At 42.4% G+C, this 24,314-nt stretch carries 18 protein-coding genes; 16 read left to right on the forward strand and 2 right to left on the reverse strand.

Annotated features, from left to right (window positions below):
• The first annotated feature begins 249 nt into the window (after positions 1-249).
• From gap to DL92_RS0115240, 5 genes are all read left to right on the forward strand, one after another.
• Positions 250-1,275 carry a type I glyceraldehyde-3-phosphate dehydrogenase gene (gene gap, locus DL92_RS0115220; RefSeq protein WP_026654163.1) on the forward strand — a complete coding sequence of 342 codons (1,026 nt, stop codon included), beginning with the start codon at positions 250-252 and terminating at the stop codon, positions 1,273-1,275.
• Positions 1,276-1,596: 321 nt separating this feature from the next.
• On the forward strand, positions 1,597-2,832 hold the full coding sequence (locus tag DL92_RS0115225; protein ID WP_026668196.1) for a phosphoglycerate kinase: 1,236 nt from the start codon (positions 1,597-1,599) through the stop codon (positions 2,830-2,832).
• A gap of 126 nt (positions 2,833-2,958) precedes the next feature.
• A complete protein-coding gene (tpiA, locus tag DL92_RS0115230; protein WP_026668197.1) occupies positions 2,959-3,705 on the forward strand; it encodes a triose-phosphate isomerase in 747 nt (248 codons plus the stop codon).
• A 417-nt stretch (positions 3,706-4,122) separates the two neighbouring features.
• Complete coding sequence (locus tag DL92_RS0115235) at positions 4,123-5,577, forward strand: nitrogenase component 1 (protein ID WP_026668198.1); 1,455 nt, start codon at positions 4,123-4,125, stop codon at positions 5,575-5,577.
• The gene (locus DL92_RS0115240) at positions 5,577-6,866 is read left to right on the forward strand and encodes a nitrogenase component 1 (protein ID WP_026668199.1); all 1,290 of its coding nucleotides are present in this window, start codon (positions 5,577-5,579) and stop codon (positions 6,864-6,866) included. The genes DL92_RS0115235 and DL92_RS0115240 overlap by 1 nt, the downstream gene beginning before the upstream one ends.
• 47 nt (positions 6,867-6,913) lie before the next feature.
• Here DL92_RS0115240 and DL92_RS0115245 read toward each other — a convergent pair whose 3' ends face one another.
• Positions 6,914-7,981 carry a LacI family DNA-binding transcriptional regulator gene (locus DL92_RS0115245; protein WP_026668200.1) on the reverse strand — a complete coding sequence of 356 codons (1,068 nt, stop codon included), beginning with the start codon at positions 7,979-7,981 and terminating at the stop codon, positions 6,914-6,916.
• Positions 7,982-8,246: 265 nt separating this feature from the next.
• Here DL92_RS0115245 and DL92_RS0115250 point away from each other — a divergent pair, with 265 nt between their 5' ends.
• The 11 genes from DL92_RS0115250 to DL92_RS19660 all read left to right on the forward strand — a co-directional run bounded on the left by DL92_RS0115250 (position 8,247) and on the right by DL92_RS19660 (position 21,914).
• The gene (locus DL92_RS0115250) at positions 8,247-9,167 is read left to right on the forward strand and encodes an ABC transporter permease (RefSeq protein WP_026654168.1); all 921 of its coding nucleotides are present in this window, start codon (positions 8,247-8,249) and stop codon (positions 9,165-9,167) included.
• A gap of 12 nt (positions 9,168-9,179) precedes the next feature.
• Positions 9,180-10,094, forward strand: coding sequence for a carbohydrate ABC transporter permease (locus DL92_RS0115255; protein WP_026654169.1), 915 nt, complete (start codon positions 9,180-9,182; stop codon positions 10,092-10,094).
• 108 nt (positions 10,095-10,202) lie between these two features.
• The gene (locus DL92_RS0115260; RefSeq protein WP_026668201.1) at positions 10,203-11,855 is read left to right on the forward strand and encodes an ABC transporter substrate-binding protein; all 1,653 of its coding nucleotides are present in this window, start codon (positions 10,203-10,205) and stop codon (positions 11,853-11,855) included.
• 127 nt (positions 11,856-11,982) lie between these two features.
• Positions 11,983-13,290 (forward strand): family 43 glycosylhydrolase, encoded by a 1,308-nt coding sequence (locus DL92_RS0115265; RefSeq protein WP_197027270.1) that lies wholly within the window; start codon positions 11,983-11,985, stop codon positions 13,288-13,290.
• Complete coding sequence (locus DL92_RS0115270) at positions 13,287-14,780, forward strand: glycoside hydrolase family 32 protein (RefSeq protein WP_026668203.1); 1,494 nt, start codon at positions 13,287-13,289, stop codon at positions 14,778-14,780. Before DL92_RS0115265 ends, DL92_RS0115270 begins: the two co-directional genes overlap by 4 nt.
• Entirely contained in the window at positions 14,767-15,738 is a 972-nt protein-coding gene (locus DL92_RS0115275) for a carbohydrate kinase family protein (RefSeq protein ID WP_026654173.1), read from the forward strand. The genes DL92_RS0115270 and DL92_RS0115275 overlap by 14 nt, the downstream gene beginning before the upstream one ends.
• A 14-nt stretch (positions 15,739-15,752) precedes the next feature.
• Positions 15,753-15,941 carry a hypothetical protein gene (locus DL92_RS0115280; RefSeq protein ID WP_026668204.1) on the forward strand — a complete coding sequence of 63 codons (189 nt, stop codon included), beginning with the start codon at positions 15,753-15,755 and terminating at the stop codon, positions 15,939-15,941.
• Positions 15,942-15,993: 52 nt separating this feature from the next.
• Entirely contained in the window at positions 15,994-16,431 is a 438-nt protein-coding gene (locus DL92_RS0115285) for a PH domain-containing protein (protein WP_026654174.1), read from the forward strand.
• Between the two features lie 87 nt (positions 16,432-16,518).
• A complete protein-coding gene (locus DL92_RS20495) occupies positions 16,519-18,315 on the forward strand; it encodes an HD-GYP domain-containing protein (protein ID WP_051625384.1) in 1,797 nt (598 codons plus the stop codon).
• Between the two features lie 10 nt (positions 18,316-18,325).
• Entirely contained in the window at positions 18,326-18,826 is a 501-nt protein-coding gene (locus tag DL92_RS0115295; protein WP_026654175.1) for a shikimate kinase, read from the forward strand.
• Between the two features lie 10 nt (positions 18,827-18,836).
• Complete coding sequence (locus DL92_RS19660; protein ID WP_051625385.1) at positions 18,837-21,914, forward strand: DEAD/DEAH box helicase; 3,078 nt, start codon at positions 18,837-18,839, stop codon at positions 21,912-21,914.
• A 697-nt stretch (positions 21,915-22,611) separates the two neighbouring features.
• Here the strand turns inward: DL92_RS19660 and DL92_RS0115305 are convergent.
• On the reverse strand, positions 22,612-24,126 hold the full coding sequence (locus tag DL92_RS0115305) for a DHH family phosphoesterase (RefSeq protein WP_197027271.1): 1,515 nt from the start codon (positions 24,124-24,126) through the stop codon (positions 22,612-22,614).
• Between the last annotated feature and the right edge of the window lie 188 nt (positions 24,127-24,314).

The raw sequence follows: 24,314 nt of genomic DNA on the forward strand, positions 1-24,314 counted from the left end.
ACAATCATTCGGAAACCGCGGATTTGCAAAGCAAATCGCTAATTCCTCATGATTGTTAGGGTCAAAAGGTCAAAAAGCTTAACATGCAAGCATGTACGCATTTTTGACTTTTTGACACCTATATCATAATATTCTTACTTGATTTATGCTACATTTTTTATTAGAATTAGAGTTGCTGATAAAAAATTATCAATAAGTGTGATATTAAGCAGCAATTAAATATTATATTCATTTTAGGAGGAACTTAAAATGGCAGTTAAAGTAGCAATCAATGGTTTTGGTCGTATCGGACGTCTTGCTTTCAGACAGATGTTTGAGCATGAAGGAACAGAGATCGTAGCAATCAACGATCTTACAGATCCTAAGATGCTTGCTCATCTTCTTAAGTATGATTCATCACAGGGCAAGTACAAGTATGCTGATAAGGTTTCTTACAGCGAGAATTCAATCACAGTTAATGGCAAGGAAATCACAATCTACAAAGAGGCAGATGCTAAGAACCTTCCTTGGGGCAAGATCGGTGTAGACGTTGTTCTTGAGTGTACAGGTTTCTACACATCAAAGGCTAAGGCACAGGCTCATATCGATGCCGGTGCTAAGAAGGTAGTTATTTCTGCTCCTGCAGGAAATGATCTTCCTACTATCGTATACAATGTTAACCACGAGACACTTACAGCAGATGACAACATCATCTCAGCTGCATCATGTACAACAAACTGCCTTGCACCTATGGCTAAGGCTCTTAACGATTTCGCACCTATCCAGTCCGGTATCATGGCAACAATCCATGCTTACACAGGTGATCAGATGATCCTTGACGGACCTCAGAGAAAGGGTGACCTTAGAAGAGCACGTGCAGGCGCTGTTAACATCGTTCCTAACTCAACAGGTGCTGCAAAGGCTATCGGCCTTGTTATCCCTGAACTTAACGGAAAGCTCATCGGAGCTGCTCAGAGAGTTCCTGTTCCTACAGGTTCAACAACTCTTCTTTTCGCAGTTGTTAAGTCAAGCACAGAGGTAACTAAGGAAGCTATCAACGAGGCTATGAAGAAGGCTTCTGATCCTGAGACATTCGGATACAACGAGGATGAGATCGTTTCATCTGATATCGTTGGAATGACATATGGTTCACTCTTCGATGCAACACAGACAATGGTTAACAAGATCGGTGATGATCTCTATGAAGTTCAGGTTGTTTCATGGTATGACAACGAGAACTCATACACATCACAGATGGTTCGTACAATCAAGTACTTCGAGAAGTTCGTTAAGTAATCACTTGATGAGGTTTTGTCGAGTCTAGTGTACTACTTAGTTCGATCGAGCACCTTCGGTGCGAGAGTCGAACCTCCTTGTGAAAACTCGCGGGGAGCAAGTAGAACCTAATAGAAACCATTAAGAGGGTCCGGTCCGTTTGGACCAGGCCCTCTATTTTATTGAATAGGAAATTTCTTTGAAATTCCCTATTCAATAAAAACGCTCCGCTATGGATGCGCAACTCGCGGAAATGAAATTATTGCTTACGCAATCCGCTCGTGCGCGAAAGAGTCGCAAGCGACTCTTTATCATCAATTTTTATTACAAAGGAGAACAAAAATGAGTCTTAATAAGAAATCAGTAGACGATATTAACGTAAAGGGCAGACGCGTACTCGTTCGTTGCGACTTCAACGTTCCTCTCAAGAACGGTGAGATCACAGACGAGACAAGAGTAGTAGCAGCTCTTCCTACAATCAACAAGCTTATAAAGGATGGCGGCAAGGTTATTCTTTGCTCACACCTTGGAAAAGTAAAGAACGGCCCCAACGAGGGTGAGTCACTTGCACCTGTTGCAAAGAGACTTTCAGAGAAGCTCGGCAAAGAGGTTAAGTTCATTTCTGATTACAATGTAACTGGCGCTGATGCAACAGCAGCAGTAGAAGCTATGAACGAGGGAGATGTTGTTCTTCTTCAGAATACTCGTTTCAGAGGAAAGGAAGAGACAAAGCCCGAAGAGGCAGGCGATGCTTTTGCAAAAGAGCTCGCAGAGCTTGCTGATGACTATGTATGCGATGCTTTCGGATCAGCTCACAGAGCACACGCTTCTGTAGCAGGCGTTACAAAGTTCATCACAGAGAAGGGCGGAAACAACGCAGTTGGATACCTCATGCAGAAGGAAATCGATTTCCTCGGAAATGCAGTTGAGAACCCTGTAAGACCTTTCGTGGCTATACTTGGTGGTGCTAAGGTTGCTGATAAGCTCAACGTTATCAATAACCTCATCGAGAAGTGCGATACACTTATCATCGGTGGTGGTATGGCATTCACATTCCTCAAGGCTCAGGGCTATGAGGTTGGTAAGTCTCTTGTAGACGATACAAAGCTTGATTATTGTAAGGAAATGCTTGAGAAGGCTAAGGCTAACGGCAAGCAGCTTCTTCTTCCCATCGATACTGTAGTTTCAGCAGGATTCCCTGATCCTATCGATAACCCCAGCATCGAGACAGAAATCGTTCCTTCAAATCAGATTCCTGCTGATAAGGAAGGTCTTGATATCGGTCTTAAGACACGTGACCTCTTCGCTGATGCTGTTAAGTCAGCTAAGACAGTTGTTTGGAACGGACCTATGGGTGTATTCGAGAACCCTGTTCTTGCTGAAGGAACAAAGGCAGTAGCTAAGGCTCTTGCAGAGACAACAGCTACAACAATCATCGGTGGTGGTGATAGTGCAGCAGCTGTTAACCAGCTTGGATTTGCTGACAAGATGAGCCACATCTCAACAGGTGGTGGAGCTTCTCTTGAGTTCCTTGAGGGTAAGGCACTTCCCGGAGTAGTAGCAGCTGATGATAAGTGAGACTCCGACGAGGTTTTTTCGAGTCGGTAGTTCGAACTTAGTTCTGGCGAGCACCGATAGGTGCGAGAGCAGAACTTCCTTGTGAAAATCAAGAAGTAAATATTACAAAATATAGAGGTGGAAAACATGGCACGTAGAAGAATAATCGCCGGAAACTGGAAGATGAACAAGACTCCCAGCGAGGCTGTAGCTCTTTGCGAAGAGCTCAAGGATCTTGTAAAGAATGATGCTGTAGACGTAGTTTACTGTGTACCTGCAATCGATATCGTACCCGTAGTTAACGCTGTTAAGGGCACAAACGTACACGTAGGTGCAGAGAACTTCTACATCGTAGATAACGGAGCATTCACAGGAGAAATTTCAGCTCCTATGCTCAAGGATGCAGGTGTAGAGTACATCATCATCGGACATTCAGAGAGAAGAGATATCTTCGGAGAGAACGATATCCTTATCAACCAGAAAGTAAAGAAAGCATTTGCTTCAGGTCTTACACCTATCCTTTGCTGCGGTGAGTCACTTGCACTTCGTAAGGCTGACACATACAAAGAGTGGATCGAGAGACAGATCACATGGGATCTTGACGGCGTAACAGCTGATCAGGTTAAGAAGCTTGTTATCGCTTACGAGCCTATCTGGGCAATCGGAACAGGCGAGACAGCTACAGCAGATCAGGCTGAAGAAGTATGCAAGCTTATCCGTGAGCTTATTGCTAAGCTTTACGATCAGGCTACAGCTGATGAGGTTCGTATCCAGTACGGCGGATCTATGAATGCAGGAAACGCTGCTGAGCTTCTTTCAAAGCCCAACATCGACGGCGGACTTATCGGCGGAGCAAGCCTTAAGGCTGACTTCGGAAAGATTGTTAATGCATAATGTACTACTTTGTTCCGGCGAGCACCTTTGGTGCGAGAGCAGAACATCCAATTTTACGGAATAAACTGCCATTATTGTAAAATTTATAGGCGACGCAAAAGATGATTTCATCTTTTGCGTCGCTTTTTGCTTTAAAGAAATTTCAGGAAAATTGACTAAGAGATAGGGAAAGCAATGCTTTAGTCAACGCGTCAAGGAAATTTGTCTTAGATTGAGCAGAAGATTACAGCGATTATTGACCTAAGCGATAACCTCAGCTGATTGGCACTGATAAGTTTTCTCAAATTCTCACGAAAGACATACTATGATAAGATTTGAGCATCACAGAAATGCGATGCTGACCGGTGAGCCGGAGGTGTTATGATATACCTCCGGTTTTTCTATAAAATGTCGGCATCTTTCGGGAGAGGTGAAGAAATGCCAAACATACAGTATTCGGGAGTCAGGGAGAGCATCCCGGGAAGAATAAACGATCTTGGTACAACCGGAAAAGAAGTTGCGGAAAACTACAAAAAGGGATGTCTTAAAAGGGCAGACAGGAGCTTTGCACAGGGACTGCAGTGTCAGCAGATAAACAGTATGGCGGCGCTTATGTCTTTGGAGGATTCTGTCTTTATTTCACATTCTCCGCAGGGGTGTGTCGGATGTGCGATCATGGCGGTAGATATGTACCGCGTCGGACAGATTCACAGAGGAATCAAGGTTGTCAAAAATCCCAGACTTATTGTTACAAATATAGATCAGAAGAGTGTAGTATTTGGCGGTGAGCAGAAGCTTAGAGAGGCTGTTCAGAAAGCAGTCGAGAGATACAATCCGAAGCTTGCGTTTATATATGCTTCCTGCGCATCAGGTATCATTGGAGACGATATTGACGCGATAGCACAGGATCTTCAGACTGATTATCCTGACACTATAATGGTTCCGATACACTGCGAAGGCTTCAAATCCAAAGTTTGTGCGTCCGGGTTTGATGCGGCATTTATTTCGATCAATAAATATATTTTGAAAAAAGAGAAAGTTGAAAAAGAAAAAGGACTCATAAATCTTTTTGCCCCTACGACAGTCAGTTTCGCCGATCAGAAAGAAATGGAGCGAATGATAAATCTTTTGGGTGCAAAGGTCAACTATATTCCTTTTTACAGCTCTCTTGAAAAGATAAAAAGAATACCGGCAGCGGAGGCTTCGACTTCTATCTGTAAAGTATTTGCGGATGAGTTTATGAAAACTCTCTGGGAAGACTACGAGATACCTTATTCACACACAGTAATGCCTATCGGAATAAGAAATACCGACAAGTGGTACAGAGGCATAGCTAAGGTTATCGGCAAGGAAGAGGAAGTTGAGAAAATCATCGCTTCCGAACATAAAAGAATAGAACCGCTTGTTGCGGAACTTAAGGAAAGACTAAAGGGAAAAAGAGTATTCATATGCGGAGGAACAGGAAGGTCTTTTGCGGCAGCGGCTCTTATAGATGATTTTGGCATGGAACTTGTGGGACTCGAAACACCGACATATGACGCTGATGCGCAGGTTGACATAGAGTACCTCAACGATATTCACAAGAATTTTGTGGTTGATATTGCCAACATGCAGCCATTTGAGCAGGTTAATCTTTTAAACAAACTTAAACCCGATGCATTTATAGGAGTTCCCGAATGGGCGGCAAAGCTTGGAATTCCGACTACACACGTTCTTGACGGAAAAAGACCTACGATGGGATATGACGGACTTCTTTTTCTTGGAAACAAGATCGCGGATCAGCTTGAAAATCCGGGATTTAACAGGAAACTTGCAAAGCATGTAAAACTCCCTTACAAGGATTCATGGTACAAAGAAAATGCATTCAAATATATTTTAGGGGGAGAAGATTAATGTCACATATTATGGAAAATCCTAAGGGCGGATGCGTTCTTGCGGGAATCAACGCCGTTCTTGGTGCGATAGACAGAGTCTGCCCGATATTACATTCAGGTCCCGGATGCTGCATGCAGACTACGGCAGCAGATCAGGGACAGTCGGGACATAAACACTCATGCTTTGTAAGCGGAGTGTCAATCCCGTCAAGTAATATGCTTGAAAAAGAAGTAGTATTCGGCGGAGTTAATAAATTAAGAACAACAATACAGGGCTCGATTGACATAATGGATGCCGATGCTTTTTTTGTCCTGACGGGATGTACCGCAGGTATTATCGGAGATGATATCGAAAGCGTCACAAGTAAATTTAGGGAAGAAGGTCACGAAGTCTATGCGATTGATACGCCCGGATTTGCGGGCGACAGTAACCTCGGATATGAGGTAATCTGGAACACGTTTATCGATAAGGTTATTGAAAAAGATGTTCCAAAGGACGATAAGCTTGTGAATATCTTTGGAATTGTGCCCTACCACGATCCGTTCTGGAGCGGCACGCTTGAAGAGATCGATAGGATTCTTTCGAAGCTCGGACTTAAGGTCAATACCTTTTTTACAAAACATCAGGGAATTGAAGATATTAAAAAGAGCTCCGGTGCGGCGCTCAATATCATTGTAAATCCGTGGCTCTTCAACGGGCCTGCCAAGAAGTATGAGGAGAAATTCGGCGTTCCAAGTATCAGGATTCCGGGACTCTTTGTCGGCGCGACAGATACCACTAATTTTATCAGAGCAGTGCAGAAAGCACTTAATCTTGATGAAAAACTTGTAGAGGATGTGATCGAGGCGGAAGAGGACTATGTCTACAGCTATCTGGGACAGTCAATCGGTGTTGTGAGCTGGAAAAGATTTGCTGTTGTTGCAGATGCAAACAGTGCTGTCGGATACACAAGATATCTTGCGAACGATTACAGCTTTACGCCTGTTCTGGTGATAGTATCCGAGCCGATCTTCAGACAGGAGGACAAGGACAGGGTAGAAAAAGAAATCCGGGACCTTGAATACGCAAAGCCTCCGAAAGTTCTTTTCCTGACGGATCAGTACGAGATCAACAAGGCAATCCGTGAGGAGGAAAAAGAGATAACACTTCTTGTAGGAAGTAGCAACGAGAGAGAAATTGCGCTTGAAAAAGAGATTCAGTTCATCCTCGGAGCATTTCCCATAAATGAAAGGCTTATTTTTAACAGAACCTATGCGGGTTACAGAGGAAGCCTTACATTTACGGAAGATATTTATGATAACAACTGATCAAAAGAATCGTTCTGTTACCGAAGCTATCGGTGGCGGAGCGGTTTTTATTGAGGAAATTTCTTCGAACTTGTTGAATCCCTGTAAATAAGGTCGGTTTCGGTGTATGTGGTACGATAGTTCAGATTGGGCTGTTCTATTCGTGAAATAACAAGATTTGCTGCGGAATATCCGATTATCTGACTGTGAATATGGCTCGTGGATAATGAAGGAGTCATTATTTTTGATTCCGGTGAATCATCAAAGCCAAACAACTTTATATCTTTGGGACATTCAACGCCTATTTTTCTAAGTCCGTACAATAGATCGAGTGCGACAAAGTCATTTGCACAAATAAACATTTCGGGAAGTTCTTTCATTTTTTCAAGAGCCCTAAATAAGTAGTCTTTGTAATCCGAGCCGTGAGGATGTACCTCTGAAAGGCAGTATTTATCTTCAAATGTAAGATTGTTGATATACATTGCTTCTCTAAATGCTATAAAGCGTTCGTAAAAAGAGCGGCAGTGGGTTACCTGTCCGACAAAGCCAATCTTTGTTATGCCTTTTTTGTTCATATCGCTTACTACGCGGTATATATCTGAAAAATTGTCCATCAGTAAAATGTCGGCATTCAATTTACGCCAGTAACTGGCAACCGGAGCGTCTATCATCAGGACGGGGAGGTCGAGATTGCAGATCATTTCACAGTATTGCTGATTAAACATTTCTATACATACGATTGCTCTAGTATTTTCTGGCCTGTATGTTAGTGGGAGACTAAGGTCTTCTATATTGTTGGCATCGACTCTGTGTATGGTGAGACTATATCCCATAAGAGAAATCTCATGCTGAAACTTATCAAGCATAGTTGATGCAAAATGTGAATTATTAAGGAAGTTTCCGGTGAAAAGAGCTATTTCGCCTGAAACTTTATTTTTTGTAAAAGAAGGATTCTTTATATCCGCAATGGAATTGGCATATGAGAACTGTTTATATCCCATTTCCAGTGCTTTCTCAAGAACCTTCTGCCTGGTGGATTCAGCCAGCACGCCGGTATTATTGATTGCTTTGGATACTGTATTTCTGGATAATCCCAGTGCATCGGCTATATCCTGAATAGTAACTTTTGTAGCCATAATTATTCTCCGTTGGTAAAAATGTTGTGCACAAATGTTACATTTGCACATTTAGCACATTTGGATATTAGATTTGCAGCAAATACGAATTTCTGCAATTTCATCCAAGAATACCTAGATTATAAGATGTCAGAGAGAAAGTGTCAAATGTAAATTAAAATTGTGCAAATGACAAAATTAATCTGTTGACATATAAACATATATGTGATAATTTTTACATATACAAAATGAATGTTACAAATGTAAAAGTAATGGAGGAACTAATATGAATGCTAAAACGAAGGATAATACGCTGCATAACACACTCGTATATATCAGGCAGCACTGGCAGTTGTATGTATTCTTTTTAGGACCTGCACTTATACTCACCATTATTTTCAAATATATTCCTATGGGAGGAATCCTGATCGCGTTTCAGAAGTACAACCCATTTAGAGGAATACTTGGAAGTGAGTGGGTAGGACTTAAATATTTTGAACAATTTTTATCCTCGCCGGATTTTATGCAGTACTTGCTGAATACGCTTAAGTTAAGTGTATACGGACTGTTGTGGGGATTCCCGATTCCTATTATCCTGGCACTTCTTCTCAACAGAATAACAAGCAGCAAGATAAAGCAGAAGATTCAGTTGGTCCTGTATATGCCTAACTTCATTTCAGTAATCGTTCTTTGCGGTATGGTAAGGATTTTGCTTTCGGTAACAGGACCTTTCAATATGTTCTTGGGAACAAACATAAACTTCCTTACCATCCCTGCAGCATTCAGACCGATTTACATCATAAGCGGTATCTGGCAGGGCGCGGGATGGGCATCCATCATGTACACTGCGGCACTTTCAAATGCAAGCAATGAGTTAAAAGAGGCGGCACAGATTGACGGAGCAAATATCTGGCAGCAGATCAAAGCGGTTGAATGGCCTGCCATAAAGGATATGGTAGTTATACAGTTCATACTTCAGGCCGGAAACATAATGAGCATCGGATTTGAAAAAGCTTATGCTCTTCAGTCGGATATGAATCTCGCTTCATCGGAGATCATTGCAACTTATGTTTATAAGAAAGGTCTTTTGAATGGTGATTACAGTTATTCTACGGCGGTAGGTCTTTTCAACACGATCATAAATGTAATACTTCTGATAGCAGTCAATAAAGTTGTTGAAAAGCTCAATGACGGTCAGGGATTATAAGGAGAAATAGAGATGGAAAAAACACTTACAGTTAAGAAAAGTGAGTTCGCAAGAGCTTCCATGGGAGATAAGATCTTCCTTTTGATCGGATATATACTTTTGGGACTATTTGTTGTAGCAATAATCGGACCTGTAGTATACATCGTTATTGCCTCCTTTATGGATCCGATAACACTTCAGAACAAGGGAATTGTCTTTGATATCAGCAAGTGGACCACTACAGCATATGAGAGAGTAATGTCCAATTCCCAGATATGGATTGGATTTGGCAATGCAGTTCTTTACTCGGTCTTATTCAGCGTCATATCGGTATTTATAACTCTTCTTTGTGCATATCCTATGTCCAGAGATGATTTTAAAGGGAAAAAGATATTCAACACAATTTTCATCATAACTATGTTTTTTGGCGGCGGACTTATCCCTACATACCTTCTTATAAGCAACATGGGACTTCTTGACAGCATGTGGGCGATAATACTTCCGAATGCTTTCAGTGTATGGAACATGATAATTGCAAGAACCTATTATAAGGGAGTTCCTAACGAACTTAGGGAGGCAGCCGATGTTGACGGAGCAAATGAACTTGTATTTTTCTTCAAGATCCTGCTTCCGGTGTGCACGCCGCTTATTGCAGTTTTGGTGCTTTGGCAGTTTGTCGGAATGTGGAACAGTTATTTTGACGCAATGATCTATCTTAATTCGGCTGAAAAACAACCGCTTCAGCTGGTGCTTAGGGCTATTCTCATACAGAACGAACCCGATCCCGGAATGATAGCAGATATGCAGAGTACAGCACAGAGGGCACAGCTGGCCGAACTTTTGAAATATGCAACGATAATAGTATCGAGTCTTCCGTTAATAGTGATGTATCCATTCTTCCAGAAATACTTTGATTCCGGAATTATGATCGGATCTGTAAAGGGATGAGAAGAATTGCAGTGGTTTTTTCAAGGATAGCTTAAATGTACTTTGGAGGGTAAAAAGAGCATAACATCCTTGTGAAGGCATAAAGTATTAATAGTAAGGAGAGGGCAAATGAGAAAGGAAAAAACTAAGTTTATGGCGGCAGCGCTTGCTTTGACAGTATCTGCAGGCGCACTTATGGGATGCGGCAAAGCATCTTCGGGAAGTGATATTGCATCTGTTTCAACAGACAATCTGAGCTTTCCGCTTCAGGAAAAGGTTACGATCACCGGAACGATAAGTTATCCGTCCGGTACGGAATCGGAACCAAACAATAGGACAATCTTCAAGAGACTTGAGGAAGAAACAAACGTGCATGTTGATTGGACAGCTATTTCAAGCGATCAGTGGGGGGACAAAATCCAGCTGAATATGGCAAACAAGAATGCTCTTACTGATTTTGTGTTCAATGCAAGTTTTGGAAACTCAGATCTTATCAGATATGCTGACCAGGGGGTTATCATTTCTTTAGAAGATTATATCGACAATAACATGCCTAATCTAAAAGGCGTGTTCGATAAGTATCCGGAGTACCGCACGATGTGTACCGACTCGGAGGGACATATCTGGGCACTTCCATGGATAGAGCAGCTTGGTTCCAATAAGACTGCTATCCAGACAGTTGGAAACAACTTTACTTATATCAATAAGAAATGGTTGGATTTCCTCGGACTTTCAACTCCTACAACAGTTGATGAATTTGAGCAGGTTTTGAAAGCATTTAAGGATCACGCTTCAGAGCTTCAGGCTGAGTTTGGTATTGAAGGTGACATCATTCCTATGTCATGCATAATGAACGATCAGGATCCCAGTCTTCTTATCAACGGATTTGGAGAGGGATACGGAGATAACGATATCGGACAGCATATTGCTGTGACAAATGACAAGAAGGTTATCTGCACAGCAACACAGGAAGGATTTAAGTCAGGCTTCCGGTGGCTCCACAAGCTTTACGAAGAAGGACTTATCGATCCTGAGTGCTTTACACAGGACTGGTCTACATATGTAGCAAAGGGTAAGTCTCACAGATATGGCGTTTGCTTCACATGGGACGTTGCAAATATTGATAATCTTCAGGACTTTGTTCCTCTTGCAGCGCTTCAGGCAGACACAAAAAATGTTACTCCTCTTAACAGCTCTTTTACTTCCGGATTTGATCGCGGAAGATGCGTTGTAACTGCAAAGTGCGAGAATCCTGCACTTGTATGCGCATGGCTCGATAAGATGTACGATCCGTTCCAGTCACCTCAGAATAACTGGGGAACATACGGAGAGGATGATGAGTTTGATATCTTTGAGTTGTCAACAAATGATCAGGGTGAAAAGATGCTTAAGCATGCGGCGCTTGGCGATGCGTCTCCTGTAGAAGTACGTGAAGCAGAGTGTGTAGGTGGACCTCTTGCAATCCTTGATGAGTATTACGGCAAATATGTTACATGTCCTGATGATGCTCAGTACCGTCTTGACTGGATCAAGGAGTATTACACCAATGATATGCACAATGAGTATGTATATCCCAATGTATTTATGACAGCGGAAGATACAGAAAAGCTCACATCCATTCAGCAGGATCTTATTACTTATATAAATGCAAGCAGAAGTAAGTTCGTTATGGATGGCCTCAGCGATGCTGATTGGGAGGCTTATCTTAATCAGGTTAATGCATACGGAATTGATGAATATCTTGCAATTTATCAGAAGTATTTTGACGAGTTTTACAAGTAATCGGAAGGTTAATGTTTATTGGAGATGGGGAGGAGATGATCCTCCCCATTTAAAAAAGATGAAAAGAATAACAATTTGTTTGCTACTTATATCGTTAATGATGATACAAGGATGTGCCGGTAAAAAAATGAATGAATGTTTATTCCCAAGGGCTGAAGACAGTTACGTCGGAGATGTCATGGCTCTTTCGACAGAGAAAGGAGTTTACCTCAATTATCTTTATGAAACGGATAATAACGGAGTGGGGTATCATCCGATACATCAGTTCTATACAGGGAATTTTGTGAGTTTTGAAGACAGAGGACAGGTACTTGCGTATTCGGAAGAAATGGAAGCGCCCGATCTTGCTGTGGGAACGGGATCGTTTATTAGTGACGACTCCGGAAAATATCATTGTTTTTACACAGGACATAATGATTATTATGAGGAATACGGGCTGGATAAAGAGTGCCTGATGCATGCAACAAGTAAAGACAATAAGACTTATACCAAGGATACTGAAAATATTATACATGCTCCGGAAGGATACAGTACGGAAGATTTTCGCGATCCGCAGGTGCTGCGAACAGATGACGGCTATATGATGCTTGTGGGAGCGAGAAAAGAAAACGGGAATGAGAGCGCGATAATATGCTATCGTTCCGATGATCTTAAAAACTGGAAGTTTGAAGGCGACTTATATACAAACAAAGATTTATATTTTATGGAATGCCCGGATCTGTTTAAGATGGGCAATCATTATTATCTGACATTCAGTTGGAACAATGTTGTATATTACAGAATGTCAGACAGTATCAACGGACCGTGGGAGACACCAAAGATAGATACATTTGACGGAAACGGTTTTTATGCGGCAAAGACCTGTGAATATAAAGGAAAAAGATATCTTATAGGTTTTTTGGATAGAAAGAAAAGAGAAAGTGACAGGCTTCCTTATACCTGGGCGGGAAATCTCCTTGTATATGAACTTAAGGAACTGGAAGACGGAACGCTTGGCGTAGCGATGCCTGAAGAATATATAAATTATTTTGACAAACAGATTTTTGAAGCAGAAAGTGTAAAAGACGAATCGGAACTTGGAAATGTTCCGGAAAGCTGCAGGCTTACATTTGAGCTTGAGATGGAAAACGAAGGCAAGTCGGAGATTATATTTAACAATGCTGAGAAGAATGAGGAATACAGAATAACCATCGACAATGGCGAAGATAAGATTACCTATGATGCTTATCCCAATGAACAAAGTATGAGCCTTAATGCGGGAGTTAAGTATCAAGTTGATGTAGTTGTGGAAAAAGATATAACAGTGGTTTATGTTAACGGCGAAAAAGCATTGTCAAATCGCATTTATTCGGCGGTGGGCGCGGATTGGAAAGTGCGCCTTCAGGGAGCAAGCATAGACAATTTAAAGATATATGGCAGGAAAGGAATACTATGAACGATAAGTTATTAAAAGCAAGAGAATATGAGTGCAAAAAGGAAAAGACAATCGCGGAGGAATTTCGTCCTCTTTTCCATCTTACTCCAAGATGCGGATGGATGAACGATCCGAACGGATTTAGCATATATAAGGGTAAATATCATCTTTTTTATCAATATAATCCTTATGAGACTGTCTGGGGGCCTATGCATTGGGGCCATGTAGAGAGTGAAGACCTTATCGATTGGAAGTATCTTCCTGCCGTTATGGCACCGGAAGCAGATTATGATAAGGACGGATGTTTTTCGGGAAGTGCGATTGAAACAGAGGATGGGAAACATCTGATACTATATACCGGCGTTCTTAGGAAACAGGATGAGAATGGCAACTTCTATGATGTCCAGACTCAGTGCGTTGCTGTAGGAGACGGAAAAGACTATGAAAAATATGAGATGAATCCGGTAATTACGGGCGATAAGCTTCCGGAGGGAGCGGGAAAAATAGATTTCAGAGATCCGAAGATCTGGAAAGAAAACGGAAAATACTATCTTGTTGTAGGAAACAAGACGGTAGACGGCGACGGTCAGCTTTTGCAGTATTCAAGTGATGACGGTTTTAACTGGAAATATGATAAAATACTTATAAAGAATAATAAAAGATTTGGAGTCATGTGGGAATGTCCGGACTACTTTGCGCTTGACGGAAAGCATGTACTTCTCACAAGCCCGCAGGATATGCTTCCCGAGGGACTTGAATTTCACAACGGTAACGGCACATTATGCATAATCGGAAGTGTCGACGGTGAAGGGAATTTCTGCGAGGAGAATTGTCAGGCGGTAGATTACGGAATAGATTTTTACGCGCCTCAGACTATTCGGACCAAAGACGGAAGGCAGGTTATGATAGGCTGGCTTCAGAACTGGGATACTTTGGCAATAAAACGTGAAGATTTTCCGTGGTTTGGACAGATGAGCCTTCCCAGGGAAATATCGATAAAGAACGGAAGGCTGATTCAAAAGCCTATTCGCGAAATAGAGAATTACTATGGTAAAAGAGTAAGCAGACAAAATGTCATCGTTACCGATGATTGTGTACTTTCAAGCTTAGAAGGCAGATGTATCGATATGACGGTTAATGTAAGATCGGCTGGCACATACCTTTCATACGGTAAGTTTGAAATACGCTTTGCAGATAACGGTAAAGAATATTCAAGCATAGAATTTGATCCTGTTGAATCTATAGTGAAGATCGACCGCAAGCATTCCGGAAACAGAAGGGCAATCGTGCACCAGAGAAGATGCAAGGTGGCTGATAATAACGGAGAGATCAAACTGCGCGTGATACTTGACAGATACAGCATGGAATTGTTCATTAATGACGGAGAACAGGTAATGTCAATGGGCATCTTTACAGATATTAAGGCTGAAGGAATCAGCTTCAGGGCTAACGGCGAATTAATCATGGACGTTGTGATGAATGAATTGGAGAAGAAAAATGAGCAAATTTAATGTTGTGGCACTTGGAGAATTACTGATCGATTTCACAAATAATGGAATGAGCGCTCAGGGGAATCCTTTATTTGAAGCTAATCCCGGGGGTGCACCGTGTAATGTCCTTTCCATGCTGCAGAATCTTGGAAACAGCACTGCATTTATCGGAAAGGTCGGAGATGACTTTTTTGGAAAAATGCTAAGGGAAAGAATTGAAAAGCAGGGAATAGAAGCTTCAGGTCTTGTACAGGATGCGACAGTACCGACTACTTTGGCTTTTGTGAATAAGCTCGCAAACGGAGACAGGGATTTTTCTTTTTACAGAAAACCGGGAGCAGATATGATGCTGACTGCGGACGATGTCAGGGCAAACAGAAATCTTCTTGAAAATACCGAAGTCTTCCATTTGGGAACATTGTCTATGACAGATGAGCCGGCAAAAGAAGCAACAAAACTGGCTGTTAGTATTGCAAAGGAAAGCGGTGCCGTTATCTCTTTTGATCCGAACTACAGAGAGCCGTTGTGGGAATCTGTAGAGGATGCTCTTGAGGCAATGAAATACGGCTTTGAAAATTGTGATGTTTTAAAAATATCAGACAATGAAGTTGAACTGTTCACCGGAATGGCTGATATTGAAGCAGGTGCGAAGAAAATACAGAAAGAATTCGAAATACCAATTGTATTTGCAACACTCGGGGCAGAGGGAAGTATGGCTCTGTATAAGGACTTTGTTGTAAAAAAAGAAGGCTATAAGAATCCGGATACGATAGAAACTACCGGTGCAGGTGATACATTCTGTGCCTGTGCAATTGATTATATCCGTAGGAATGGCCTTAACGATCTTTCGGAGGCCGGTCTGTCAGAGTGCCTGTCATTTGCAAATGCAGCAGCATCGATCATCACTACAAGAAGAGGCGCACTATCTGTTATGCCGACTTTGGATGAGGTTGGATTGTTCATGAAATCACGCGAATAAATATAAAACGCTCCGTGGCCAAGATAGGCGGCCATTTCGGACAAAAGATTGCATCTTATCTTGGCGGCAAGAATGTAAGAGTGCTCAACTACGGCTTTATCAAGAAGTTCTATGATGGAATGAGCGCCGAGGATGCGCTTAAAGAGAGCAGGATAACACCTGAGTGCATACTTGAAGATGTTTGCATATTTGACCTTAAATGAAAAAAAGCGTAAATTGAAATGGTAACATTTCATTCATTTAAGGAGAGAGAATATGGCAAAAATCTTAAATCCCGAACAGTATCAGGAGTCTATGAGCGCCAAAGGCGAAATTCGTTATCAAGAGACACAGAGACTTTTGTTTTTTGGACTTCCGTGGACCTTTACCAAATATGAACTTAGAGACAATGACCTTACAATCATCAAAGGTTTTTTGACAGTGCGCGAAAACGACTGTTACATGTACAAAGTATCTGATGTTGAGATAACAAGAACTCTCATGCAGAGAATCTTTGGTTTATCAACGATCATATGTTATACCTCTGATGTTACGGATAAGACTATCGTAATGAAGAATATCAAGCACGGCCGCGAGATCAAGGATTTCCTTCTTCACGCTTCCGAGGCAGCAAGAATCCGCCGTAAGACTGTAAGCATGCAGAACATTGGATTTGATACCGATGATATGGATGATTATCACGACATGAACTAATTTATCGAACTTTCTAGTTTAAAAGATATGTGCTAAATTATATATAGCAACGTTTTTTAGTTAATATTATACCTATACGAGGATGATATGGTAAACATAGTTGATGATCGCAAAGTTAACTCCGGGGCAAGAGGAGTTTATCTTGCATTAATGGTATTTGGCGGAATATTGATGAATATTTGTGGAAGTAAGTTTGTCGGTCGCTTCGAAATTCCGCTATATCTGGATTCTGTAGGTACTATGACCGTATCTATGCTGGGAGGATTTCTTCCCGGTATATTTGTCGGTTTTTTCAGTTCGTTCTTAAACAGTATTTTTACTGATTCCGTGGCGATCTCCTACAGCATGATAAATGTTCTTATCGCTATACTTACCACTATTTTTTATGAAAAAAAGTGGTTCAAAGATTTCTATAAAATAATCCTGGCAGTACTTATATACGGCGTTGTCGGAGGCGTTTTGGGAGCAATACTCACGGGTATTATCTACGGCTTTGGCTCTGAGACTGCGTCACTTAACTTTTTGAAGATAATCTATGAATCCGGTAAGATGTCGGCATTTCAGGCAGCTCTGATTGCCGATTATGTAGTCGATGTTGCGGATAAGATGATAAGTGTGTTGATAGCTCTTTTGATCACATTTATAGTTCCTGCCGGTGTTCGCGACAGACTGAATGTGAAGTACTGGAAGCAGGCGCCTCTTACGCCTGAAGCCGTGCAGACTATGAGAAGCGGAAAGAGCCGTCGTATATCACTTAGAATGAAGGTTGTTATCCTTCTTACTCTTGCAACGGGACTCGTCGCTTTTTGTGCTATTTTTATCAGTACGATGTTGTTCAGAGATGCGATAGTTCAGACGGGAAAAAATACTGTTCACATTGCGCAGGAAATAGGCAGTTATTCGGGCGTTGACCTTTCCGGAATATCACCGTACTCGGAAGAAGAGACGGGAAGAGAGGTCTTTAAATTCGCTACCAGACAGATATCTCTTTTCATCGGATTATACATATTCATTCTCGGCGTAGGTATCTATATGTCGGAGTATCATCTGATACTTCCGATCAATACGATGGCGCTCTCGTCGTCGCGGTTTTCTGACGGAAGCGAGGAGAATCTTGAAAAGACGGCGAAGATGTTTGAAGAGATCAAAATCGGAACCGGCGATGAGATTGAAAACATGTACGATGCGCTTCTTAAGATGATAGAGGCACACGTTGCATCTGTTAAGGCACTTAAGAGTAGAAACGAGACCATTACTGCACTTCAGAATTCAATCATCTATGCTCTTGCCGATCTTGTTGAAAGCAGAGATCAGAGTACGGGTGAGCATGTTAAGAATACAGCGGAATACACCAAGATCATCATGAATGAGATGATAAAAGAGGGCGTATATACAGATCTTTTGACACCGCAGTTTGTTTCGGATGTTTATCATTCGGCACCGCTTCACGATGTCGGAAAGATCAGTATTTCCGATAATTTCCTTAATAAGCCGGGTAAACTCACACCCGAAGAATTTACGATCATGAAGACTCATTCAAAGGAAGGCGCCGTGATCATCGATAAGGTTATGAGCAATCTTCCCGAGCAGGACGCGGGCTATCTGAAAGAAGCCAAGAATCTTGCCATGTACCATCACGAGAGATGGGACGGAACCGGTTATCCGATGGGACTTAAGGGAGAAGAGATTCCTCTTTCCGCAAGGATAATGGCGGTAGCCGATGTATTTGATGCGCTCATCTCGGAGAGAAGCTACAAGAAAGCGTTCCCGTTTGATGAGGCAATTAAGATTATTAAGGAGAGTTCCGGTACTCACTTCGATCCGAAGGTTGCACAGGCTTTTTTGAATGCGCTTGAGGAAGTAAGAAAGATAGCGGAAGTCTGAAAGGATTTTTATGAAAAAAGACAATATTATTTTGGTTGGGATGCCTACATCCGGAAAGAGTACGGTAGGAGTAATACTCGCCAAAATATTGGGATATAATTTTGTTGACGCTGATATAGTTATCCAGAAAAAAGAAGGAAGAAGACTTTCTGAGATAATAGAGCAGGAGGGTGTTGACGGATTTATTGAAATCGAGAACAAGGTAAATGCAGGTATTGAGACGGAGAGAACCGTCATAGCAACCGGTGGAAGTGTCGTGTACGGCAGAGAAGCTATGGAGCATTATAAAAATATCGGTAAAGTAGTGTATCTCAAAGTCGGAATGGAAGCTCTGACAAAGCGACTTAAGGATGTAAAACAGCGCGGGGTTGTTATGAGACCCGGACAGTCCCTGATCGCGCTTTATAATGAGCGAAGCGTTCTGTATGAGAAATATGCCGATATCACTATCGATGAAAAAGATAACACAATGGAAGAGGTCGTTACAGACTTAGTCGCAGCACTCAAATAATAAGGCATGAATGAATAATGGAGCGAACGAAACTAAAAAAGGCGAATACATAACCGGCTCGGGAAGGCGGTTTGTTTCTGATGCACCCAAAGAGTTTCACTACACGTCATTTGAGACAAAAAGGCTCCTTAGAGAGTATGCGCCTGTGAGTGAGGCGCCTCTTTTATACAAAGATACTTCACTTGCCGTTCTGGAGCCGCATGCCGTATTAAACAGAGAAAAGCTTGTGGTATCTTTTTGCATAAAGTCTGAAAAGGGCGGCCACAGCTATGTTCTTAAGGATATAGCCGAGCTTCTTGATGCTATAGAAAAGCACAGCTTCTTAAGCTATGGTAAGCATCTTGAGTTTACGCATGATATGTCTTCATTTTCTGCGGATTCCCAGAAGATAATAAATTTCTTATTTGACTATTTCAGAGGTAGAAGAGCGGGAGACCCTTATCAGGTCTATTCGCGTTCAAAGAGCCGTAGCAAAAACATCGAGCTTTGTGGTAATGAGATTGATGAGTTTTTTAAAGCGGTAAAAGAGACTTTTTTCCTTAATTCCGATTTTAGGGCGAGGTACAGCGAAGAGCGCCTTCTTGAGATAGTTCCTGTTTTCCCTGACATTGACCTTCATATTGAGAAAAAGAACTTTGGAGTCGTTTTTGAATCCGGCTCTTTTACCATGTTCGAAGGATATTCAAATATTTATTTCGAAAGAAAGAGAAAGCTTCACATGATTCCCCGAAGTGACTGCGCGGAGATCATTCCGGTGCTCAAGTTCCTTGCGGCTAGAAGAACTGAGAACGAGCTCTTTATAGCTGAAAAAGATCTGCCTCTTTTTTCGGAAGGTCTTTTCCCTGTGATCAATGAGTTCTTCAATGTGAGCACGGACGGCTTCGAGGCTTCGAGATACGCGCCCGACATACCGAAGTTCGAGATATACATCGATATGCCGGATGAAAATAGCATAACCTGTAATGTAAAAGCGGCTTATGATGCGGGAAACGGAATGAAAGAGAGCTTCGACATCTTTGAATCCCGGGACATTGACAAGTTTGGCGATGAGCCGGCGACCGATGTGAAGAGGAACAGTTATCTGGAGAACAGAACTGCAAAACTGATAAGCCCGTATTTTGACAGGCTTGACTCCGACAGGAAAGCGCTGGTACTTACGACGGATTCATATACGGATGATAAGCTTTACGTTTTTCTTGCGGAAAAGATGGGATATCTTTCTACCATAGGCGATGTATTCGTATCGGATGCGATCAAGGCGGTAAGGATCGAGAAGGGGCTCAAGGTGAATCTTGGCGTCTCTGTTGTTTCGGACCTTCTGGAACTTTCGATGGTGCCTGAAACGCTTACGCCTGATGAGCTTGGTGAGATACTGAGTCAGTACGACAAAAAGAGAAAGTATTATAAATTAAAGAGCGGCGAAGTGGTGAGCGTTGCGAGTGATGACGCCAAGATGCTGTTTGCGCTTAAGGACGGACTTGGAATAACGGCGAAGCAGATTGTCGAAGGTCACGCAGAGGTACCGAGATACAGAGCTCTTTTTATCAATGATATCGCGGAAAAAAATATTCAAGAGGGCGGTTCTTCCATCGGAAGAAGCAAGAACTTTAAGGAATTTGTGTCGGGATTTGCAACGCCTACGGATGAGCGCTTTAAGGTACCTGAGAGTCTTGAGGATGTTCTTAGGGATTATCAGAAGACAGGATTTTTTTGGCTTAAAGCTCTTTCACATAACGGATTTGGCGGCATTCTTGCCGATGACATGGGACTTGGTAAGACAATTCAGGTTCTTGCATATCTTCTCAGTGCAAAAGAATGTGCGCTAAAAGAGGGAAGAAAGAACAGGTGCAGTCTGATTGTGTGTCCGGCGTCACTTGTGTACAACTGGCAACATGAGATCAGGAAGTTCACACCGCTTCTTAACTGCGAGATAGCTGTCGGCATAAAGCCTGACAGAGTGAGGATCACGTCGGAGATTGACAGTGAAGAGACCGATGTTATCATCACGTCATATGATCTTTTAAGAAGAGATATCGAGCTGTATAAGTATTTGAATTTTGACTGCTGCGTTATTGATGAAGCGCAGTTTATAAAGAACCCGGGTACGCTTATTGCGAAGGCTGTAAAGAGCATAAATGCGGCATTTAAAGTGGCTCTTACGGGAACGCCCATCGAGAACAGACTGAGCGAACTCTGGAGCATATTTGATTTCTGCATGCCGGGATATCTTTTTGGATATAAGCAGTTCCGTGACAATATTGAGGTCCCCGTTGTTTCGAACGGGGATGAGTCTTCGACCGAGATGCTCAGGAAGATGATAGCGCCTTTTGTGATCAGAAGGCTTAAGAGTGATGTCTTAAAGGATCTTCCAGACAAGCTTGAAGAGAATATCTATGCGCCTATGAACAGTTCTCAGAGAGAACTTTATGATGCACACCTTCAGAGAGTTAAGCTTATGGTCGAGGGAACGGATGAGGAATCTTTTGGAAAAGACAGGATAGTAATCCTTTCGGAACTTACAAGGCTTCGCCAGCTTTGCTGCGATCCGGGGCTTGTGTATGAAAACTATACAGGCGGAAGTGCCAAAACAGATCTTCTTATCGAGATGATAAAGAGTGCCTCCGAAAGCGGCCACAAGATTCTTTTATTCTCGCAGTTCACATCAATGCTCGACAGAATAACAAGGGAACTTGAAAATGCGGGAATATCGCACTACCTTCTTACCGGTTCCACAAAGAAGGAAGACCGAATAAAGCTAGTCGATGCCTTCCAGGAAGATGACACTTCGGTATTTTGCATATCCCTTAAAGCCGGCGGCACAGGTCTTAACCTTACAAGCGCGGACATCGTCATCCACTTCGACCACTGGTGGAACATCGCGGTCGAGAACCAGGCAACCGACAGAGCCCACCGAATCGGCCAAAAGAATGTCGTCACCGTATATCGCCTGATCATGGAGAATACCATCGAAGAGCGCATCATCACCCTTCAGAATCGCAAAAAAGAGCTGGCCGACAAGCTCCTCAACACCGGCACCATGAGCAATCCGACCCTCACCAAGGAAGAGCTCCTCGAGCTCCTCGGGTGATATTGCAGACCCGGCCGCTTACAGCTATGGCGCAGTCAGACCCCTTTAGGGCCGGCCACGGGCAGTGCGGATATATTTTTTTGAGTTTTGCGAGGGAACGTTGGATTCAGGGGGCTCCGAGAACAGCCATGAAATTCTGCTTTGAGGCTCACTGTTTGACATTCGGTCCGCCTTATAGCGGGGGCCACGGGCTTATGTTTTTTCGCAATCACTCCGGCTCACATTTTTATAGGGTTCCGACTGTTTTTCTTTTATGGCGCATGTCTCGACTAAACTCGCATCCGGACGCATTTATCAGAATTGTAATAGCCCGCGAAGGCGGGCGTATAAAAATAAAGAAAGCCATCTCTGCAAGCTTAGAAGTTTGCGAGAGTGGCTTTCTTTATTTTTATAACTGCAAAGCAGTATATTACAATTCTGATAAATGCGTCCGGATGCTCAAACAACGTCTCCACATGCGCAGGAAAAACAGTCGGAACCCTATAAAAATGTGGCCTCTCGTGAAATGCTCAAAAACATAAGCCCATGGCTCCCCGCTGTAAGGCGGACCGAATGGAGTTTTGAGCCGATAGAATTTCATGGCTGTTTTCGGAGCCCCGTGAATCCAAGTGATGGAGCAACTCAAAAAAATATATCCGCACTGCCCGTGGCTGCCCCTAAGGGGTCTGGCTGCGCCATAGCTGTAAGTGGCCGGGCCTCAGATCTCGTGGTAGAGGACCGGGAAGAGGTCGGCACGGATTATGAAGATGTCGTGAGGGTTGTCTTCCCTAAAGGCGATGTAGTCGCCAATCTCGCCGGAGTAGTAGCGATCCTCGTTTGATACGGTGAAAAGCTTTACTTTTTTGGTGAGAGGTTTAGCGTAGATGTTCACTTCGTCCAGACTAATGGCTGTTCTGGCGAATGACATTACGGTTTTCTTTTTGCCTGTGGCGGTATTCCTGATCTTGGGATCATATTCAAATACTTTATTGAATGGCTTATTCAAAGTTTTATAGGAACTTCTGAGCTTTTTTTCCGATATTGGGTAAACTTCGCCAAAAAGACCTATCATCAGGTAAGTGGTGGTATCTATGATAACATCCATATCTCCTTTTAACGTTCTGACTGTTATCTCGGTATTGTCGGGGAAGATGTCATCAAGCTTTACGTAACCAAGTTCCTGAGTGGTTTTTGCATATTTTTTCATTTCAGACGTATTAAGCGTCATTTCCTTGGCATATATTATCTCGTAGGAATCAAAGTATTGTTCCATGCGCTCGTGAAGAATCTTGGCAGAAAATTCTGCGTATTGCTCATCGGTTTGCATCGGGAAAAGATGCATAAGTTTCTCGGGACGAAGCTTTCCGCCGGCTTTGTACATATGACCGCCGCCTCCGCCCAGACCTTTTGCAAGAAATGCAGCAAGCTCGTCGGCATGCACTTCTTTTATGCAACTTCTGACAGAAAATTTTACTTCACTCTGTCCTATGTAGTAACTGAGACATACGTTTACGCCTGCGGTCTCAAGTGCAAAATCACTCATAACTCCGAGAATGTTCGGATCGCAGGGCTCTGACTTTATTATCATATACTTGTTTTTTTCAAAATACTCGTAGTTCAGTATTGCATTTCCTGTAACCTTGAGCTCATCAAGGGAAATGTTTGAATTACTCATTTCCACGATTATACTTCTGTTAATAACAAGCTCGTCTTGCATATCCTTATCAAGAGGGTGGGAGATTTCGGAGAGTTTGTATGTGTCGGTGTAAAGACCGTAGTAAAGAGCTGTTGCAAGGAGCGGATTATCGTTTACGTCTACGCCTTCTTTTTTGAGTAAATCCCAGACAACTGTGGAGGCGCTTCCGACTGCATTCTTTATTTCCGAATACTCGGGAAGGTCATCGATTGCCTGATGATGATCTATTATCGCAATATGTTTTGCGGGAGTTTTGGTAATATTCCTTTGTCCGTATTGACAGTCGACAGTTATCAAAAGCTCCGGAGTGTCGGCAAAATCCGGCTCATAGCTTACCGGTATCTTGAGTTTGTCGAGCATGATGGTAATATTACTCTTCGTGATCACATTTTTGCCGCGGTAGATGAGTCGTGCATTTTTTCCATTATTTTTAAAATACCACCATAAAGCGTATCCCGATGCAAGTGCGTCAGCATCCGGATTATCGTGACACTGTATGACAATATCATTGTATTTCAGTAATTCATTCAATCTCATAACTATATAAATCCAAGCAAGTTCGGCCCTTGTGCTTTGCGTGGGAGCGAACTGTAACATTTGAATGGATACCTGTATTAAAAGGTCACCATTTCTATGATAATCAATTTTTTCATTATGTAAAGAGCAGTGCTTTAATTAATTTTAATATAAAATATTAATTGTAAAAAAATAAAATTATTCTTATA

It is taken from the genome of Butyrivibrio sp. AE2005 (genome assembly GCF_000686965.1).
Taxonomy (GTDB): Bacteria; Bacillota; Clostridia; order Lachnospirales; family Lachnospiraceae; genus Butyrivibrio; species Butyrivibrio hungatei_A.

Excerpts from the sequence above, each read along its gene's own strand:
- gap (WP_026654163.1), top strand. The coding sequence starts at position 250 with ATGGCAGTTAAAGTAGCAATCAATGGTTTTGGTCGTATCGGACGTCTT.
- DL92_RS0115225 (WP_026668196.1), top strand. The coding sequence starts at position 1,597 with ATGAGTCTTAATAAGAAATCAGTAGACGATATTAACGTAAAGGGCAGA.
- tpiA (WP_026668197.1), top strand. The coding sequence starts at position 2,959 with ATGGCACGTAGAAGAATAATCGCCGGAAACTGGAAGATGAACAAGACT.
- DL92_RS0115235 (WP_026668198.1), top strand. The coding sequence starts at position 4,123 with ATGCCAAACATACAGTATTCGGGAGTCAGGGAGAGCATCCCGGGAAGA.
- DL92_RS0115240 (WP_026668199.1), top strand. The coding sequence starts at position 5,577 with ATGTCACATATTATGGAAAATCCTAAGGGCGGATGCGTTCTTGCGGGA.
- DL92_RS0115245 (WP_026668200.1), bottom strand. The coding sequence starts at position 7,981 with ATGGCTACAAAAGTTACTATTCAGGATATAGCCGATGCACTGGGATTA.
- DL92_RS0115250 (WP_026654168.1), top strand. The coding sequence starts at position 8,247 with ATGAATGCTAAAACGAAGGATAATACGCTGCATAACACACTCGTATAT.
- DL92_RS0115255 (WP_026654169.1), top strand. The coding sequence starts at position 9,180 with ATGGAAAAAACACTTACAGTTAAGAAAAGTGAGTTCGCAAGAGCTTCC.
- DL92_RS0115260 (WP_026668201.1), top strand. The coding sequence starts at position 10,203 with ATGAGAAAGGAAAAAACTAAGTTTATGGCGGCAGCGCTTGCTTTGACA.
- DL92_RS0115265 (WP_197027270.1), top strand. The coding sequence starts at position 11,983 with ATGAATGAATGTTTATTCCCAAGGGCTGAAGACAGTTACGTCGGAGAT.
- DL92_RS0115270 (WP_026668203.1), top strand. The coding sequence starts at position 13,287 with ATGAACGATAAGTTATTAAAAGCAAGAGAATATGAGTGCAAAAAGGAA.
- DL92_RS0115275 (WP_026654173.1), top strand. The coding sequence starts at position 14,767 with ATGAGCAAATTTAATGTTGTGGCACTTGGAGAATTACTGATCGATTTC.
- DL92_RS0115285 (WP_026654174.1), top strand. The coding sequence starts at position 15,994 with ATGGCAAAAATCTTAAATCCCGAACAGTATCAGGAGTCTATGAGCGCC.
- DL92_RS20495 (WP_051625384.1), top strand. The coding sequence starts at position 16,519 with ATGGTAAACATAGTTGATGATCGCAAAGTTAACTCCGGGGCAAGAGGA.
- DL92_RS0115295 (WP_026654175.1), top strand. The coding sequence starts at position 18,326 with ATGAAAAAAGACAATATTATTTTGGTTGGGATGCCTACATCCGGAAAG.
- DL92_RS19660 (WP_051625385.1), top strand. The coding sequence starts at position 18,837 with ATGAATAATGGAGCGAACGAAACTAAAAAAGGCGAATACATAACCGGC.
- DL92_RS0115305 (WP_197027271.1), bottom strand. The coding sequence starts at position 24,126 with ATGAGATTGAATGAATTACTGAAATACAATGATATTGTCATACAGTGT.